Genomic DNA, 18641 nt, shown 5'->3' with positions numbered 1-18641 from the left:
GGGCTGGGCGGCAATGAGGCCGATTTGCTTGGTGTAGTCGGCTGCGTTGGCAGCCGGGATGCCAAGCCGGAACACGCCGTCGGCGGTCGGTCCGCCGACGATCTTCATGCCGTTGCTGCCGAGGAAGGCGGATATGTCCGACATCCTGGCATCCGGCTTGAACTTGACCAGCGCGAACGGCATTTTCGCCGGATCGTTTTCCGCGCCGGCAATCTCGAAATCATTGCCCTTGCCGCCGGGTTCGACAAACGACTGCACCATGACCAGGGCCAGCAGAACCGCGGCTGCCGCCCAGGCGACACCGACCGGCACCGCCATGAAGCGGCCCCAGGCCTGCGCCAGCCAGGACGATCCTGCCGGCTTGCGCGCAGGCCCGGCCTCGGCGTCGAGTGCCTTGGCAAAGCGGCTGAGCGCATCGGCCGGCGGCCGGATTGCTTCGTTGGCGGCCGTGGCGCCGGAGAATTCGGCTTCAGCCTCGCCAAGGGCGGCAAGTGCGGCCGGATCGCTGGCCAGCCATTCCTCGACCGCTTCCAGGTCGGAACCTTCCAGCGAGCCGTTCAGGTAGAACGGCAGCAGCGTTTCCATTTCGTCGCGGCGCGACATCTTTTCAGCGGCGCTCATGGCCACCCCCTGTCGTAACCGGCGGCCTTGAGGGCCTCTCCGAGTTTCTTGCGGGCGTAGAACATCCGGGTCTTGACGGTGGCGACCGGAATGTCGAGCACCTCGCCGATCTCGCTCACCGATTGTCCGTGATAATAGGCAAGATCGATGACCACGCGATGCTCTTCGGGCAAGGTGTCGACGAAGCGCCGCAGGGCGGCGGCCTTGTCTTCCTTCATGGTGACGACTTCCGGCGTGTCGGCGCCGTCGGGCACCGCGGCGGCGGCCTCGTCGTCGATCCAGTCTTCCTTCTTCTTGCGCAGAAAGGACAGCGCCTTGAAACGGGCGATGCCGAGCAGCCATGTCGAGACTTCGGAACGCCCTTCGAAGCCGGGCGCCTGGCGCCATAGCTCGAGGAAGACTTCGTTGGCGATATCGTCGGCCATCATTTCCGATCCCGTCTGGCGCGCCACGAAGCGGTAGACCCGCGCGTGGTGACGCATGAACAGGAGCCGCACGGCGGCACGGTCGCCCTTCGCGACCCGGTCGACGAGAGCGCGATCGGTCTCCGTCGCTGCCGTCATGGCCGGTCGAGCCGCCTGGCTCCTGTCTGCTCTGTCGCTGATCGGTCCAAAAAGGTTCATCCTCCGCCAAGGAATTTTGCGGAGGCTAACCGAAGTAAGGAAGTGTTGCCAGAGGCAGGGTCTTCCCTTCCCCCCACAAGGGGGGAAGGGAAGAGTTCTGCGCGCCCGCTCACCCCAAGAAAGATTTAGCCTTCATCGCCTCCGGTATTGCCACACCCAGCCGGCTCAGCACTGTCGGCGCCAGCTGCAGCTGGTCGAGCAGCGTGTCGGCCTGCGGACCCTTACCTTGTCCAAAATAGTACAGCGCGAAATCCTGCATCTCGTCGTCATGGCCGCCATGATGGCCACGATCGGTCTGGCCGTGATCGGCGGTGACAATCACCTCATAGCCGGCTTCGATCCAGCGCGGCAGGAAGGCGGCCAGCATCCCGTCCATCGCATAGACGGCATGGTCCATCTCGTGGCAGTCGTGGCCGAAGCGGTGTCCCATCGAGTCCAGCGTGCAGGTGTGCAGGATGCCGTAGTCGATGCCATGGCGTTTCGTCAGCATCGTCAGCGTCGCGAACAGGTCGACATCGCTCGGCGTCATCTGGTTGCGAAGGTTGTAACCGGTCATGGTGTGGAAGCGGCCATGCGTGATCGGCCCGCTTGGCTCGTCGAATTCCATGTCCTCGACCAGGTCGAACGGATAGCCGCGGAAGAATTCCGACCAGTAGGAATGGGTCACCGCCCCCGTCTTGCCGCCTGCCTTGCTGACTTCGGAGAAGATATCGGGCTGCTCGACGCGGAACCGGTTCTCGTTGGAGAGAATCCCGTGCACCTGCGGTGAGACCCCGGTGTGGATCGACGCATAGCAGCAGGCCGAGGTCGACGGCAGCACCGAGCGCATCTTCCAGACGCGCGCCTCGCCCGATTGCACCCAGCCTTCGAGATTGCCCATCAGCCGGCGCCAGTTCCGGTAAGGCACGCCGTCGAGGATGATCAGCAGAAGCTTGGACTTGAGCGCCATGGGCTGCTCCATGCGGTTGGCGGTTGAAGCGGGACGCCGTGTGCCGTCTTGGGCACACGGCGTTCTTGATTGATGAAATCGGACGATCAGAGTCCGCTCAAGCGTTGAGCCAGCACTCGGCAAGCGCGTAGCCGTCCATCATTTCGCCGATAGGGCTCTTGGCATAGCCGCCGATCTTGCTGGTGGCGGCCGCGTCGATGAACTGGTTGAAGAAGGGCACGATCAGCCCGCCTTCGTCACGCATCATAACTGCCATATCGTGGTAGATCGCCTGGCGCTTGGCCTGGTCGAGCTCGCCGCGCGCGGTAAACAGCATCTTGTCGAATTCCGGCCGCTTGAAGCGCGTGTCGTTCCAGTCGGCGGTCGAGACATAGCCGGTGGAATACATCTGGTCCTGCGTCGCGCGTCCGCCCCAGTAGGAGAGCGAGAAAGGCTGCTTGTTCCAGACCTCCGACCAGTAGCCGTCGCCGGGCTCGCGCTTGATCTCGATCTTGATGCCGGCTTTGGCGCAGGACTGCTGATAGAGCTGTGCGGCATCGACGGCGCCCGGGAAGGCGACGTCCGAGGTGCGCAGCACGATCGAGCCGCTGTGGCCCGATTTCTTATAGGCTGCCGCCGCCTTGTCCGGATCGAACTTGCGCTGCTCGATGTCGGCGGAAAACAGCGGATAGGCCTCGTTGATCGGGAAGTCGTTACCTACCGAGCCATAGCCGCGCAGGATCTTTTCCAGCATCTCGTCGCGGTCCATGGCAAGCTTCAGCGCCATCCGCAGATCGTTGCTGTCGAAGGGGGCGGTGTCGCAGAACATGTTGAACGGGTAGTAGCCCTTGCCCGAGACGTTCTCGATGGAAACGCCCGCGATGCGCTTGACCAGATCGACGACCTTCGGCTCGACGCGGTTGATCATGTGCACCTGGCCGCCCTGCAGGGCGGCAAGCCGTGCGGTCGCGTCATTGATGACGATGATCTCGACCTGGTCGGCATGGCCGGCCTTGTCGCCCAGCCAGTAATTGGCGAAGCGCTCGCCGCCATGGCGCACGCCGGGCTGGTTGACGCTAACCTTATAGGGACCGGCGCTGATGCCGGCGTTCGGATCGTCCTTGCCACCATTCGGCTGGATGGTGAGATGGTAGTCGGCCATCAGATAGGGGAAGTCGGCATCGGCGTCGCCGAGCGTGACGATGACCTCCTTGCCGCTCGCCTTGATCCCCTTGATGTTCTTGAGGATGCCGAGTGCTCCGGACTTGGACTTCTCGTCCGCATGGCGCTCAATGGTGGCAGCAACATCCTCCGCGCCGACCGTCTTGCCATTGTGGAACTCGATGCCGTCGCGGATCTTGATTGTCCATGTCTTGGCGTCGGCCGAGGCGCCAATCTCCTCGGCAATCAGGTTGACCAGCTTGTTGTCCGGGGTGAGGCGCACGAGATACTCGCCCCAAAGCTTGCCGAAGCTGAAGGTAACCTGGCTGAGGTTCAGCGCCGGATCGAGGCTGTTGGTGGATTCACCGCCCTGCAGACCGGCCTTGATGATACCGCCCTTCACCGCCGTCTGGGCAAATGCCTTGCCGGCCAGCGCCGGCATCAGGGCCGCCGATACGCCGAGCGCGGCGGCGCGCCCAAGAAAGGCGCGGCGCGATATCCGGCCTTGACCGGCGAGTTCGGCGAGATAATCGAGTTCAGTCTTCATGTCCTACCCCTGTTTTAAAAGTCGTGCGAGCAGCGCTCGTCCCGAAGGACGTTTGGCGCTCTTGTGTTGCATCCGGATGACGGTCGCCGGCGCCCCATGTGGCGGCTTGGTCTGGTGCAATTCCCAGGGGAAGCGCCATGCGCTTCTTCTGGGAGAACCGGTTCCAGTTTCCCCGAATTGCTTTAGTTGCCCGCGCTGGCCATGCGCCGTCCCTTGATTGCCTTTTCCAGCCAGCCGATTTCCATCTCTGGAACCGAGGAGAGCAGCAGGTCGGTGTAGGCGTCGAAGGGCGGGCTTAGCACCTGGCTCTTGGGGCCGTAGCGCACCACCTCGCCGCGATACATAACCGCGATCGAATCGGCGATCGACTTCACAGTGGCGAGGTCGTGCGTGATGAACAGATAGGCGACGTTCTCCTCCTTCTGCAACTCCAGCAGCAGCTTGAGGATGCCGTTGGCGACCAGCGGATCGAGCGCAGAGGTCACCTCGTCGCAGATGATCAGCTTCGGCTTGGCGGCAAGCGATCGGGCGATGCAGACACGCTGTTTCTGGCCGCCGGAAAGTTCGGCCGGATAGCGGTCGGAAAAGCCCTTGCCCATCTCGATCTTGTCGAGCAGTTCGGCGACGCGCCTGTCGCGCTCGCGGCCGCGTATGCCGAAATAGAATTCGAGCGGCCGGCCGATGATGGTGCCGACGGTCTGGCGCGGGTTCATCGCCACGTCGGCCATCTGGTAGATCATCTGCAACTGGCGCAAATCCTCCTTCGGCCGGTCGGCCAGCCTGTTGGCCAGCGGACGTCCGTCGAAGGTGACGGTGCCCTGTTCGGGCGGCAAAAGTCCCGTGATGGCGCGCGCCAGCGTCGACTTGCCGGAGCCGGACTCGCCGACCACGGCCAGCGTCTGACCCGGATAGATGTCGACCGAGACGTTCTTCAGCACCTTGATGTCGCTGCGGCCATAGGCGGCGGTGACGTTCTTCACCGACAGGAATGGCGACGTGCCGGGTTTCTGCTCCTGATGCTCGATCTCATGCACCGAGACCAGCGCATTGGTGTATTCCTGGCGCGGCTCCTTGATGATCTGCCTTGTGCCGCCCCATTCGACCAGCCTTCCATGGCGCAGCACCATGATCTCGTCTGAGACCTGGGCGACGACGGCAAGGTCGTGGGTGATGTAGAGCGCAGCGACATGGGTGTCGCGGATGGCATCCTTGATCGCCGCCAGCACGTCGATCTGCGTCGTCACGTCGAGCGCCGTTGTCGGCTCGTCGAAGACGATCAGGTCCGGCTCGGAGCACAGCGCCATCGCCGTCATCACGCGCTGCAACTGGCCACCCGAAACCTGGTGCGGAAAGCGCTCGCCGATGGTTTCAGGGTTCGGCAGGCTGAGCTTCTTGAACAGCGCAACCGCGCGCTTCTCGGCCTCGGCCCGCGTTGCCGTACCGTGCAGCAGCGTGGCTTCCACCACCTGGTCCATCAGCCGGTGCGCCGGGTTGAAGGCGGCTGCCGCCGATTGCGCGACATAGCAGACCTCGCGGCCGCGTAATTTGCGGAAGCCGTCCTTGCCGCCCTTGAGGATGTCGCGGCCGTTCAGGATCACCTCGCCGCCGGTGATGCGCACGCCGCCGCGGCCATAGCCCATCGACGACAGGCCGATGGTCGACTTGCCGGCGCCGGACTCGCCGATCAGGCCGAGCACCTTGCCTTTTTCAAGCGTCAGCGAGACATCGTGCACCAACACGATGTTCTTTGGCGGCTCGCCGGGCGGGAAGACGGTGGCTTCGATGCGTAGGTTGCGGATGTCGAGCAGCAGGCCTGATTTCGCTTTGGTGTCGGCCATCACCCGCGTCCTCCCTTGAGGCTGGTCGTCCGGTTGAGCACCCAGTCGGCAACCAGGTTGACGGAAATCGCCAACAGGGCGATCGCCGCCGCCGGGATAAGCGCGGCCGCGATGCCGAAGACGATGCCATCCTTGTTTTCCTTGACCATGCCGCCCCAGTCGGCGTCCGGTGGCTGCACGCCAAGGCCGAGGAACGACAGCGTCGACAGGAACAGCACGGCATAGATGAAGCGTAGGCCGAGTTCCGAAACCAGCGGCGACAATGCGTTGGGAAGGATCTCGCGGAAGATGATCCAGCCGCTGCCCTCACCACGCAGTTTCGCCGCCTCGACATAGTCCATGACGTTGATGTCGACGGCGACCGCGCGCGACAGGCGATAGACGCGGGTCGAATCCAGAATGCCCATCACCAGGATCAGCGTCACCAGATTGGTCGGCAGCACTGACAGCACGACGAGACCCATGATCAGCGTCGGGATCGACATCAAGAGATCGACGAGGCGCGACAGCAGCGTGTCGAACCAGCCGCCGAAGACGGCCGCCGAGAAGCCGAGGATGGCGCCGAGCGAGAATGACAGTGCGGTGGCCAGCACCGCGATGAACAAAGTGATGCGGGCGCCGTAGATCATGCGAGACAGAAGATCGCGGCCGAGATTGTCGGTGCCCAGCAAATGGGCAGCCGACATCGGTTCCCAGACGTCGCCGACGATTTCGCCATTGCCGTGCGGCGCGATCCAGGGGGCGAAGATCGCCGCCAGCACGAACAATGCCGTCAGCACGATCCCGATCAGCGCGGGGAGGGGGATGCGTTTGATATCGAGCATATCCGCCCCCTATTTCGGATGTCTGAGACGCGGATTGGCGACGATCGCCGCTATGTCCGCAATGATATTCAGGCTGATATAAACGGCGGCGAAGATCAGGCCGACCGCCTGCACCACCGGCACGTCGCGTTTGGTGACGTGGTCGACAAGATACTGCCCCATGCCCGGATAGACGAAAATCACCTCGACCACGACGACGCCGACGATCAGGTAGGCGAGGTTGAGCATGACGACGTTGATGATCGGCGCGATGGCATTGGGGAAGGCGTGCTTGCGGATGACGTTGAAGGCCGACAGGCCCTTCAGTTCCGCGGTCTCGACATAGGCCGACTGCATGACATTGAGGATCGCCGCGCGTGTCATGCGCATCATGTGGGCGAGCACGACCAGCGTCAGCGCTGCCGCCGGCAGAGCGATCGCCTGCATGCGCTCGCCAAAAGGCATGCCGTCATAGACAGTCGAAATGCCCGGGAAGATTTGCCATTTCACGGCGAAGAAATAGACCAGCACATAGCCGATGAAGAACTCGGGAAAGGAGGTCGAGGCCAGAGCCAGCCCGGAGATCAGCTTGTCGACCCAGCCATTGCGGTAGCGCACCGCGATCAGACCGAGGATAATCGCTAGCGGCACCGCGACGACCGCTGCCCAGAAGGCGAGGAACAGCGTGTTCCACAGCCGGCCCTTGATCGACGTGGCGATATCCTGGCCGCTCGACATGGCGGTACCCAGGTCGCCTGTCACCACCCCGCCGAGCCAACGGAAATACCTGATATAGGCCGGATCGTTGAGGCCGAGCTGCTCGCGCAAATTGGCGAGCGACTCCGGTGTCGCCGATTGCCCAAGAATGGCTTGCGCGACATCGCCGGGCAGGATCTGCGTGCCGGCGAAAATCAGGACCGAAACGGCCAACAAGAGGAGAATGCCCAGCGCGATGCGCTGGGCAATCAGTTTCAGGATGGGTGAAGACATATCCGCAAAGCCGGCTCAGGCCTGCAGCCAGCACTTCGCCAAGGCGTAACCGTTCATCAGTTCCTGATGTGGATCGTCGACCCAGCCATCGACCTTGGCACCGGTCGCGTCGATGAACTGGTTGAACATCGGCAGGATCAGACCGCCTTCGTCGCGGACCATGACAGCCATGTCGTGGTACATCGCCTTGCGCTTGGTCTCGTCAAGTTCGGCCCGGGCCGCCAGCACCATCTTGTCGAAATCCGGACGCTTGAAACGCGTGTCGTTCCAGTCCGCCGTCGACAGATAGGCGGTCGAGTACATCTGGTCCTGCGTCGAGCGGCCGCCCCAGTAGGAGGCGCAGAAGGGCTGCTTGTTCCAGACTTCCGACCAGTAGCCGTCGCCCGGTTCGCGTTTGATCTCCAACTTGATGCCGGCCTTGGCCGCGCTCTGCTGATAGAGTTGCGCGGCATCCACGGCGCCGGGGAAGGCGACGTCGGAAGTCCGTAGCAGCACGGCGCCATCATGGCCCGACTTCTTGAAGTGGAACTTGGCCTTGTCGGGATCGTATTTGCGCTGCTCGATCTCGGTAAACAGCGGATAGGACGCATTGATCGGGAAGTCGTTGCCGATCGAACCGTAGCCACGCAGGATCTTGTCGAGCATTTCTTCGCGGTCGATGGCCAGCTTGAGCGCCATGCGCAGATCGTTGTTGTCGAAGGGTGCGGTGTTGCAATGCGCGATGAAGACATAGTGGCCGGGACCCGCATGGTTGCGGATGGTGACGCCGGGCAGGCGCTTGATCAGGTCGACGATCTTCGGCTCGACGCGGTTGATCATGTTGACCTGGCCGCCTTGCAGGGCGGCGGTGCGCGCCGTCGCATCGTTGATGACGATGATCTCGATCTGGTCGGCGTGGCCCATCTTGTCGCCCTGCCAGTAATTGGCGAAACGCTCGCCGCCATGGCGCACGCCGGGCTCATTGGTCGTAACCTTGTAAGGACCGGCCGAGATGCCTGCGTCGGCCTTGTCCTTGCCGCCATTCGGTTGGACGATCAGGTGATAGTCGCTGAGCAAATAGGGCAGGTCGGCATTGGCTTCCTTCAGGGTCAGCACGACTTCCTTGCCGCTGGCCTTGATGGTTTCGATGCCCTTCATATAGCCGAGCGCGCCGGATTTCGACTTCTCGTCGGAATGGCGCTCAAGTGTGGCGGCCACGTCCTCGGCGGTCACCGTCTTGCCGTTGTGGAATTCGACGCCGTCGCGGATCTTCAGCGTCCACACCTTGGCGTCGTCCGACGAGCCGATCTCCTCGGCGATACGATTCTCGAGCTTGCCTTCGGGCGAAAGCTCGACAATCAATTCGCCCCACATCTTGCCGAAGGCGAACGGCACCTGAGTCATGAACAGCGCCGGGTCGAGGCTGTTGGTGGATTCACCGCCGACTAGGCCGGCCTTCAGTGTGCCGCCCTTGACCGGACCCGCCGCGCGTGCAGCGCTTGAAAGCAGCGAGTTGGCGAAGGGCGCGGAGATACCGAGCGCCGCCGCCCGGCCGAGAAAATCACGACGGCTCAGTTTGCCCGACGCGACACGCCGGCTAAGAAATTCCAGTTCGTTCGACATTTTGAGTTCCTCACTCTGTTGGTTCGACTCTGCGGTCGTTTTTCTTGTTTCTTGTGAGGAGAATAATGACCGCAAGGGAAAGCGGTAAGCAAGACCGAATGCGACATGCCGTGGCGTAAATCGTACGTCGCAATTGGACCAATGAATCGGCGCTCAAAGAAGCGCGCGCCGCACCTTCTCTTCGAAATTGCGCTCGAAGACGAGGGTTTCGTCCTCATAGGCCTCGATTCTGGCGCTGACGATGAAGTTTTGCGCGTCCGATCGCATTTCGGCTGTCGTTTCGGTGCGTACCGACCATCCGTTTCGCGACAGGGTCTGCGTCCAGTGCGTCTTCCCCGAGGCCGAGAGCGGATCGTCGGGGTGGATCGTCCAGGTCTCGCGGGCGATGCTGCCATTGGCCAGGCCATGAGCGAGATCGCGCACCTCGCCGAAATCATCATCGATGGAAAGCGTCACGATTCCGGTCTTTTCGTCACGATCGATATGGCGCTCGGAATTGCTGGCGCGGATCGTCTCCGTTGCCCAGGGAGTGGCACCTTCCGGCTCGGCGAACGCCGCTTCGTCGTCTGTCGCCAGCGGCCGCAGCGGCAAGCGGAGCGTCGCCGCCGACAAGGTCAGCCGGACCGGCTCCGGCGACGGCCAGATGGCAGGCCAATAGGCGTTTGAAACGGCAACACGCAGGTGGTGGCCGGGCGGAACGCGATAGCCGCATTGATCGAGCACGACGCGCGCGAACACGGTTTCGCCCGGCACCAGCGCCTCGGGAAATTCATGCGAATTGCGATGCGTCAGATTGAGCACGCCATAGGAAATCAGTTCCGAGGCGCCGTCGGGATGCACGTCACAGAGCCGGATCGCGATGTTGGCCTGCGGACGGTCGGAGGACAGCCGCACCTCGACTTCCGGAGCGCCGACGATGTCGATGGCCTGACTGAGTTCCGACTGGTCGAAACACACCGACAGCGCATCGTCGGGGCGCTGATCGCCCGGCAGTTCGGGGCCGAAGGTGAAGGGAAAATACTCGCCACCGGCCAGGCCGCAGCTTTGCGGCGAGGCAACGATGGAGGGTTTTTCCGTTGACGGGATCAGATCGACCGTTTGTGTCTTGATGTTGGACGATGGCCATTCCTGCTCCGCCACCCAGCGGCCAGGCCGCTCGGGGTGCCAGCGCGCTGGGCGCACGCTGTCCATGACATAGGCGCGGTAGGCCGGGTCGGACTCGACACCGGTGTCGACACCCTTCAGCCAGCGGTCCCACCAGCGCAGAGCCTCCTGCAGGAAGCCGATGGCGGGTTTTGGTCCTGCGTAGTGCGGGTATTTGTGGATCCATGGCCCGATAATGCCCTTGACCGGGGCTTCGATGTTGCTGGCCAGATGCGAGACCGTGTTGCGGTAGCCGTCATGCCAGCCGCCGATCGACAGCACCGCGGCTTTGACGGCGGAGAAATCCTCGCAGATCGAGCCGCGCTTCCAGTAGGCATCACGGTGCTGGTGTTTCAGCCACAGCGGCGCCAGGAAGGATTGGTTCTCCAGCCGGGTCAGCCACAGATCGCGCCATCTGTTGTCGCCGGCCAGCAGCGGGTCCGGTGGCCGCGACGAGTAGGACAGCATGGTCGAAGCCCAGCCGAAGTTCTCGATCAGCAGGCAGCCGCCCTTGTAGTGGATGTCGTCGGCATAGCGGTCGACGGTCGAGCATAGGCTGATCACGGCTTTCAGCGCCGGCGGCTGCTTGGCCGCCACCTGCAGGCAGTTGAAGCCGCCCCAGGAAATGCCCATCATGCCGACATTGCCGTTGCACCAGGGCTGGCTTGCCGCCCAGGCGATGACGTCGCAGGCGTCCTGCAATTCCTGCTCGGAATACTCGTCGTCCATCAGCCCTTCGGAATCGCCATTGCCGCGCATGTCGACGCGGATCGAGGCATAGCCGTGGCCGGCGAAATAGGGATGCGTCAGCTGATCGCGAAAGATGGTGCCGTCGCGCTTGCGGTAGGGCAGGTGTTCGAGGATCGCCGGCACCGGATCGTCGCCCGCATCCTCCGGCATCCACACCCGCGCCGAGAGCCGGCAGCCGTCCGGCATGACGATCCCCATGTCCGGGAATTCGACGACCTTGCGGGAAAATTCGGTGACTGTTTTCATGGCATGCTCCAGGATCGCCAGATGATGGAGCCGGTGGGGTCGCGTCGTGGGCCAGCCAACGAATTCGGCTGGTCAATCCGCGTCAATTCAGCGGAATGTCGTTATCGTCCTTATTCGCCTGATAGACGCCGGACAACTCATCGTAGCGCGCCGAAATCGCGCCGATACGTGTTTCCAGCCGTTGCCGCTCGGCTTCGGGCAAAGTTCGCACCAACCGACGTATGGAAAAGCTCTTCCAGTAGGCATTCTCGGCATTGTAGCCGCCGGGATCGAGGGTGAAGACCTCTTTCAGGATTTTCAGGTCGTGCGGGATGGCAAAGCTGTCGCGCGAATCCTCGTGGCTGAACAGATAGTAGAAATTGTCGAAGCCGGTCCAGGTGATAGCCGACAGGCAGAGCGAGCAGGGTTCGTGCGTGGCGATGAAGATGGCGTCTTTCGTATCGACGCGTTCAGCCCTGGGCATTTCGTAGAAGCGCTTCAGGCAGTGCACCTCGCCGTGCCAGAGCGGGTTTTCCATCTCGTTGTTGGTTTCGGCCAGCACCAGCGACCGGTCGTCCTTGCGCAGGATCGCGGCGCCGAACAGCTTGTTGCCATGGGTGACGCCGTCGGCCGTCTTCGGCACGATGTCGTGCTCGATAACGTCGAGCAGGCGGTCGATCAGCGAAATATCCGTCATCAGGGGGTCTCCTGCCGCATGTCGCCCAAAGTGCCCCGGGTTTGGGGTAACGACACGCACAAAAAATTAAGGGAGATGGATCTCGTAGGCGTGCGAGAAATGGAACTCTTCGAGATTGGAGCCGTCGCCGCCACGGTCGACGATCAGGAAATCCTGAGGCTCGCCGAGCGGCGTCAGCACGCCATGCCAGAGATTGCGCCGGTAATTGATGCCTTGGCCGGGTGCGGTGATGAAGGCATGCGGCTCATCAGGCCCTTGCTCGCCGTCATGGCAGACGACGACCAGGAATGGACGCGGCGACAGCGGGATGAAGGCCTGGCTGCCGAAGGGGTGGCGCTCGACCATGCTCAGCTTCAGCGGCAGTTCGTAAGGCGTGCCGCGCACCATCGAGATCAGCACGCGGGCATTCGGTCCGGTCGCCTCGGCGGTCGCCAGATCGTGATAGCGTTCCGCGCGGCCGCCATTGATCGGGTAGTGGTTGTCGCCGCCCATGTCGATGACGTCGCCGAACGGAGCAAAGCTCTCGCGGGTCAGTGGCCGCGCAATGATCCGCGTCACGGCGTCCGCCCAGGGACACCGACGCCGCCGAGCTTGGCGTGCCGGTTCACGTCCTTGTAGAGCAGATAACGGAATTTGCCCGGGCCGCCGGCATAGCAGGCCTGCGGACAGAAGGCGCGCAGCCACATATAGTCGCCGGCCTCAACCTCGACCCAGTCCTGATTGAGGCGATAGACCGCCTTGCCTTCCAGCACATAGAGCCCGTGCTCCATGACATGGGTCTCGGCGAAGGGAATGACCGCACCCGGTTCAAGCGTGACGATGGTCATGTGCATGTCGTGGCGCAAATCGGCTGGATCGACGAAACGCGTCGTCGCCCAGCGGCCCTCGGTGCCGGGCATCGGCGTCGGCGCGATCTCCTGTTCGTTGGCGAAGAAGGCCTCCGGCGCATCGAGACCGTCGACCGCCTCGTAAGCCTTGCGAATCCAGTGGAAGCGCACGTCGGCCTTGCTTTCGTTGCGGACCGTCCAGCCGCTGGCAGGCGGCAGGAAGGCAAAGCCGCCGGGCCGCAAGACATGCTTCTTGCCGGCCAGCAGAACCGTCAGTTCGCCTTCGACCACGAACAGCGCGCCTTCGGCGCCGGCATCGGGTTCCGGCCGGTCGCTGCCGCCGCCGGGCGCGACCTCGACAATGTATTGCGAGAACGTCTCGGCAAAACCGGACAGTGGTCGCGACAAGATCCAGACGCGGGTCTCGTCCCAGAACGGCAACGCACTGGTCACGATGTCCTGCATCACACCCCGAGGAATGACGGCATAGGCCTCGGTGAAGACGGCGCGGCCGGTCAGAAGCTCGCTCTGGCCGGGGTGGCCGCCATGTGGTGCGTAATAGGTTCGCTCGGGCATTCTGATCGTATCCATGGGTTCAAACCTATTGCGGAAGCATGTCCTTGAGGCGGAGCAGTGCGATGCGCTCGACCTGTTTGCAGGCGGTCTCGAATTCGACGCCGCGGCTGTTGCCGATGCGCGCCTCGAACTCCGCCAGGATTTCTTGCCTCGTCTTGCCCTTCACCGCGATGATGAAGGGAAAGCCGAAGGTGGTGACGTAGGCGGCGTTCAGCTTGGAGAGCAGTTCGCGCTCCTTGTCGGTCAGCGCGTCGAGGCCGGCCGAGGCCTGTTCCCTGGTCGATTCCGCCGTCAGCCGTTTGGCCTTGGCCAGCTTGCCGGCAAGGTCGGGATGGGCGTTGAGCACCGAAAGCCGCTCGGTCTCGCTGGCGGACCGGAAGACACGGCAAAGCGCGTTGTGCAGGCCGCCTGAAGTGTCATGCGCCGGGCCCAGTTCCAATTCGTAGGCGCGTTCGGCGATCCAGGGCGAATGCTCGAACACGCCGCCGAAGGTATGAACGAAGGTCTCGAATTCCATCTTCGATGGGCTGAGCGCCGCCGGTTGATAAGGATTGACCTCTTGCCAGTGCTTGGCGATGTCGATGCGCCGCGCCAGCCAGACCTTGTCGTGCGACTTCACATAGTCGACGAAGCGCTTCAGCGCCGCCACCCGCCCCGGCCGCCCGACGAGGCGGCAATGCAGACCGATGTTCATCATGCGTGGCCGGCCGGCCTTGCCCTCGGCATAGAGCGTGTCGAAGCTGTCCTTCAAATAAGCAAAGAACTGGTCGCCCGAGTTGAAGCCCTGCGGCGTGGCGAAGCGCATGTCGTTGGCGTCGAGCGTATAGGGGATGATGAGCTGCGCGCCGCCCTCATGCTCGAACCAGTAGGGCAGCTCGTCGTCATAGGTGTCCGACACATAGTCGAAACCACCTTCTTCCGCCACAATCCGCACTGTGTTGATCGATGTGCGACCCGTATACCAGCCGGTCGGGCGCGCGCCGGTCACTTCGTAGTGCAGCTTGATCGCCGCCTCGAGGTCGCGGCGCTCATCTTCGGCGCTGTGGTCGCGGTAGTCGATCCATCTCAGCCCGTGCGAGGCGATCTCCCAGTCGGCTTCCTGCATGGCCGCCACCTGATCCGGCGAACGGGCGAGTGCGGTGGCGACGCCGTAGCAGGTGATCGGCACTTGCGACTCGGTGAACAGCCGCAGCAGCCGCCAAAAGCCGGCGCGGGCACCGTATTCGTAGATGGATTCCATGTTCCAGTGACGCTGGCCCATCCAGGGTGCCGCGCCGACGATTTCCGACAGGAAGGCTTCAGACGCCTTGTCGCCATGCAGGACGCAGTTCTCGCCGCCTTCCTCGTAGTTGACGACGAACTGCACGGCGACATGTGCGCCGCCAGGCCATTTCGGGTCCGGCGGATTGGCTCCGTAGCCGCGCATGTCTCTGCTGTAACGCATCGTCCCTCCCGCCGGGCATGGCCCGAAGTATGATCAGGATATCGAAAGGGTGCCTCTCGCATTCCCCCGAAAATTTTTGAAAGTGTTTTTGTCGCACTCCGCTCGACCGGGACTTATGCATCGCCTTTAATTGGCGCACAATTCACTGTTGATACTTGATCGTACCGGGCCAATTCGCTCGTACCGGAAATGGGAGGCGGCCAATGGCAGAAACGTCGAATGCCGATGGCGGGCGTCTGACGACCCATGTCCTCGACACGGCGACCGGCAAGCCGGCGGCGGGACTGTCGATCGCGCTTTATCACCTCGACGGCAAGGCGCGGACACATCTGAAGACCGTTGTCACCAATGCCGACGGCCGTTGCGACAAGCCGCTGCTCGCCGGCGCGGAGTTCCGCACCGGCGAATACGAACTGGTCTTCGCCGCCGGCGACTATTTGCGTCAGCAGGGGTTGAGCCTGCCGAAACCCGCCTTTCTCGATGTAGTACCAATCCGCTTCGGCATGGCCGAGCCCGTGCACTATCATGTGCCACTGCTGGTCTCGCCCTACGGCTACTCGACATACAGGGGGAGCTGAGGCATGGCCAAAATCAGCATCCGCAAAGAAATCCGCTTCATCCTCAACGGCAGGGACGTCGCGCTTTCGTCGGTGGCGTCAGACGCGACCCTGCTCGACTGGCTGCGGCTCGACCGTTCGCTGCGCGGCACCAAGGAAGGCTGCGCCGAGGGCGATTGCGGCGCCTGCACCGTGTTGGTCGGCAAGCTCTCGGCGGACGGGCTGGTCTATGAAAGCGTCAATGCCTGCATCCGCTTCCTCGGCTCGCTCGACGGCACACACGTCGTGACCGTCGAGCATCTGCGCGGCGTATCAGGCCAACTGCATCCGGTGCAGCAGGCGATGGTCGATTTCCACGGCTCGCAATGCGGCTTCTGCACGCCGGGCTTCGTCATGTCGCTCTATGGCCTGTGGATGAAGTCATCGAATCCGTCGAACGCGGATATCGAAAAGGCCTTGCAAGGCAATCTCTGCCGCTGCACCGGCTACGAGGCGATCATCCGCGCCGCGCATGCCATCTCCAGCTACGGTAAGGCGGCGGAGGATCCGCTGGCCGCAGAGCGCAAGGCGATCACCGAGAGGCTCGAGGCCCTGCATGACGGCGCCCGGGTCGAGATCGGTTCGGCCAAGGCGCGGCTGGTCGTGCCGGCCAACGTCGATGATTTCGCCGCCGTGCTGGACAAGGAACCCGGCGCCACCATCGTTGCCGGCTCGACTGATGTCGGCCTATGGGTGACCAAGCATATGCGCGATATTTCGCCGGCCATTTTCATAGGCAATCTCGACGGACTTTGCACCATCTCGGAAGACAAGGGCGTCATTTCGATCGGCGCCGGCGTCACCTACACTGACGCCTTCGCTACATTGGCGAAGCGTATCCCGGCGCTGGGGCCGTTGTTCGATCGCATCGGCGGCGAACAGGTGCGCAACATGGGCACCATCGGCGGCAACATCGCCAACGGCTCGCCGATCGGCGACACGCCGCCGCCCTTGATCGCGCTTGGCGCAAGTCTCACCCTGCGCAAGGGCAAGAAGCGGCGCTCGATTCCGCTGGAAACCTTCTTCATTGCCTATGGCAAACAGGACCGGCAACCGGGCGAATTCGTCGAGGCCGTGCACGTTCCGGTTCCGGCCAGGGGCACGAAATTCGCCGTCCACAAAATCACCAAGCGCCGCGACGAAGACATTACCGCAGCCCTCGGCGCCTTTTTCCTGACGCTGGCTAAAGACGGCACGGTGGCGGAGGTGCGCATCGCCTATGGCGGCATGGCGGCGACGCCGAAGCGGGCGTCCTCTGTCGAAAAAGCGCTGCTCGGCAAGCCGTGGACCGAACAGGCAGTTGAAGCGGCGATGGCCGAATATGCCAGGGATTTCACTCCGCTGACCGATATGCGGGCCTCGGCCGAATATCGCGCACTGGCGGCGAAAAACCTGCTGTTGCGCTTCTTTGCCGAGACCACGGATACCCGGGCACCATTCCAAGTGTCACGCAACGAGGCGGCATGATGAGCACCAATGCCAGTGAACAAACAGCCGAACGGTCGCGAGTAGCGTCCTTCTCCCCGTTCACGGGGAGAAGATGCCGGCAGGCAGATGAGGGGCGGCGCCGTCGTCGATCTTTGTCTGCAAGGCTGTCGACGTCGGCGCTGCCCCTCATCCGACCCTTCGGGCCACCTTCTCCCCGTGAACGGGGAGAAGGGAAAGGGCGCGCATGATGAACAAGCACGCTGCCCCCAACCTCAAGGCTGAAAAGATCGCCGGCGGCGTTGCCACCGATCAACGGCATGACTCCGCCCACAAGCATGTCAGTGGCACCGCCGTCTATATCGACGACATGCCGGAACCGGCCGGCACGCTGCATGGCTGCCTCGGGCTTTCCAGCGCCACGCATGCCACGATCGCCAGCATGGATCTCTCGGCGGTGCGTACAGCGCCCGGCGTTGTCGACGTGCTGACGGCCAGTGACGTGCCCGGCGAAAACGACATTTCGCCGACCGGCCGCCACGACGAGCCGGTGCTGGCCGACGGCAAGGTGCAATTCTACGGCCAGCCAATCTTCTGCGTCATTGCGCAGACCCGCGAGCAGGCGCGCCGCGCCACCAGGCTGGCCAAGGTCGAATACAAGGAATTGCCCTTCGTCACCGACATTGGTGCGCTCGATCCTAGGAAGGACAAACTCGTCACGCCGCCACTGACGCTGAAGCGCGGCGATGCCGCCACAGCCATCCGTCAGGCGCCGCGCCGGTTGAAGGGAAAAATGCGCGTCGGCGGCCAGGAACACTTCTACCTCGAAGGCCATATCGCCATGGCCATTCCGGGCGAGGACCAGGACGTCACCATCTATTCCTCGACCCAGCATCCGAGCGAAGTCCAGCATATGGTCAGCCACGCGCTCGGCGTGCCGAGCAACGCCATCACGGTGGAAATCCGCCGCATGGGCGGCGGCTTCGGCGGCAAGGAGACGCAGGGCAACCAGTTTGCCGCATTGGCCGCGATCGCCGCGAAGAAACACCATCGCGCCGTGAAAATCCGGCCCGACCGCGACGACGACATGATCGCCACCGGCAAGCGTCATGATTTCCTCGTCGACTACGAGGTCGGCTTCGATGACGAGGGCAATATCCTCGGCGTCGATTTCATGTTCGCGGCGCGCTGCGGTTTTTCGTCGGACCTTTCCGGCCCGGTGACCGATCGCGCGCTGTTCCACTGCGACAACACCTATTTCTGGCCGGCGGTGCATGCCCAATCGGCGCCGCTCTACACCAACACCGTCTCGAACACCGCGTTTCGGGGTTTCGGTGGCCCGCAAGGCATGGTCGGCGCCGAGCGCGTCATCGACGAGGTGGCCTTTGCCGTCGGCAAGGATCCACTCGAAATCCGCAAAAAGAATTTCTACGGCACCAGTGGTGATAGCGAGAGGGGCCGCAACATCACGCCCTACCACCAGACGGTCGAGGACAACATCATCCAGCGCATCGTCGCCGAGTTGGAGGAAAGCGCCAGCTATGCGCGGCGGCGGCGTGAGATATCGGCCTTCAACGCCAACAGCCGTTTCATCAAGCGCGGCCTGGCGCTGACACCGGTCAAGTTCGGCATCTCGTTCACCGCCACCCACTACAACCAGGCCGGCGCGCTGGTGCATGTCTACACCGACGGTTCGGTGCATCTGAACCATGGCGGGACCGAGATGGGGCAGGGCCTCTACGTCAAGGTGGCGCAGGTGGTGGCGGAAGAGTTCCAGATCGACCTCGACCAGGTCAAGATCACCGCGACCACGACCGGCAAGGTGCCGAACACTTCCGCCACGGC

General features: G+C 63.0%; 16 protein-coding genes. 3 read left to right on the top strand and 13 right to left on the bottom strand.

Annotated features, from left to right (window positions below; genetic code table 11):
- The 13 genes from EN964_RS04990 to puuE form a co-directional block, all read right to left on the bottom strand.
- Positions 1-621: anti-sigma factor (locus EN964_RS04990; protein WP_127276211.1), on the bottom strand; the 621-nt coding region annotated here is incomplete at its 3' end.
- Positions 618-1184: a sigma-70 family RNA polymerase sigma factor gene (locus tag EN964_RS04985; protein WP_127268161.1), complete on the bottom strand. Its 567-nt coding sequence runs from the start codon at positions 1182-1184 to the stop codon at positions 618-620. The genes EN964_RS04985 and EN964_RS04990, both read right to left, overlap by 4 nt.
- Before the next feature lie 169 nt (positions 1185-1353).
- On the bottom strand, positions 1354-2193 hold the full coding sequence (locus EN964_RS04980; RefSeq protein WP_127268160.1) for an alkaline phosphatase family protein: 840 nt from the start codon (positions 2191-2193) through the stop codon (positions 1354-1356).
- A gap of 97 nt (positions 2194-2290) precedes the next feature.
- Positions 2291-3880, bottom strand: a complete 1590-nt coding sequence (locus EN964_RS04975; protein WP_127268159.1) for an ABC transporter substrate-binding protein — start codon at positions 3878-3880, stop codon at positions 2291-2293.
- A gap of 182 nt (positions 3881-4062) precedes the next feature.
- A complete protein-coding gene (locus EN964_RS04970) occupies positions 4063-5718 on the bottom strand; it encodes an ABC transporter ATP-binding protein (protein ID WP_127268158.1) in 1656 nt (551 codons plus the stop codon).
- On the bottom strand, positions 5718-6542 hold the full coding sequence (locus EN964_RS04965) for an ABC transporter permease (protein WP_127268157.1): 825 nt from the start codon (positions 6540-6542) through the stop codon (positions 5718-5720). The genes EN964_RS04970 and EN964_RS04965 overlap by 1 nt, the downstream gene beginning before the upstream one ends.
- Positions 6543-6551: 9 nt before the next feature.
- The gene (locus tag EN964_RS04960) at positions 6552-7511 is read right to left on the bottom strand and encodes an ABC transporter permease (RefSeq protein ID WP_127268156.1); all 960 of its coding nucleotides are present in this window, start codon (positions 7509-7511) and stop codon (positions 6552-6554) included.
- 15 nt (positions 7512-7526) lie between these two features.
- Complete coding sequence (locus EN964_RS04955; RefSeq protein WP_127271943.1) at positions 7527-9113, bottom strand: ABC transporter substrate-binding protein; 1587 nt, start codon at positions 9111-9113, stop codon at positions 7527-7529.
- Between the two features lie 153 nt (positions 9114-9266).
- Entirely contained in the window at positions 9267-11252 is a 1986-nt protein-coding gene (locus tag EN964_RS04950) for a CocE/NonD family hydrolase (RefSeq protein WP_127269856.1), read from the bottom strand.
- Positions 11253-11334: 82 nt separating this feature from the next.
- Positions 11335-11928: a nucleoside deaminase gene (locus EN964_RS04945; RefSeq protein WP_127269858.1), complete on the bottom strand. Its 594-nt coding sequence runs from the start codon at positions 11926-11928 to the stop codon at positions 11335-11337.
- A 66-nt stretch (positions 11929-11994) separates the two neighbouring features.
- The gene (locus EN964_RS04940) at positions 11995-12486 is read right to left on the bottom strand and encodes an ureidoglycolate lyase (protein ID WP_127271946.1); all 492 of its coding nucleotides are present in this window, start codon (positions 12484-12486) and stop codon (positions 11995-11997) included.
- Positions 12483-13346, bottom strand: coding sequence for a bifunctional allantoicase/(S)-ureidoglycine aminohydrolase (locus tag EN964_RS04935; RefSeq protein WP_127271948.1), 864 nt, complete (start codon positions 13344-13346; stop codon positions 12483-12485). The genes EN964_RS04940 and EN964_RS04935 overlap by 4 nt, the downstream gene beginning before the upstream one ends.
- Positions 13347-13356: 10 nt before the next feature.
- Entirely contained in the window at positions 13357-14775 is a 1419-nt protein-coding gene (gene puuE, locus EN964_RS04930; RefSeq protein WP_127276209.1) for an allantoinase PuuE, read from the bottom strand.
- 203 nt (positions 14776-14978) lie between these two features.
- Here puuE and uraH point away from each other — a divergent pair, with 203 nt between their 5' ends.
- From uraH to xdhB, 3 genes are all read left to right on the top strand, one after another.
- On the top strand, positions 14979-15353 hold the full coding sequence (uraH, locus tag EN964_RS04925) for a hydroxyisourate hydrolase (RefSeq protein ID WP_127268651.1): 375 nt from the start codon (positions 14979-14981) through the stop codon (positions 15351-15353).
- Positions 15354-15356: 3 nt separating this feature from the next.
- Positions 15357-16838: a xanthine dehydrogenase small subunit gene (gene xdhA, locus EN964_RS04920; protein WP_127268650.1), complete on the top strand. Its 1482-nt coding sequence runs from the start codon at positions 15357-15359 to the stop codon at positions 16836-16838.
- Positions 16839-17046: 208 nt separating this feature from the next.
- Positions 17047-18641: xanthine dehydrogenase molybdopterin binding subunit (gene xdhB, locus EN964_RS04910; RefSeq protein ID WP_127276207.1), on the top strand; the 1595-nt coding region annotated here is incomplete at its 3' end.

The organism is Mesorhizobium sp. M7A.F.Ca.CA.001.10.2.1 (assembly GCF_003998575.1).
In the GTDB taxonomy this organism is placed as follows: Bacteria; Pseudomonadota; Alphaproteobacteria; order Rhizobiales; family Rhizobiaceae; genus Mesorhizobium.
The sequence above is the reverse complement of the archived record's forward strand: the minus strand, read 5'-3'. Positions and strand labels throughout refer to the sequence as shown.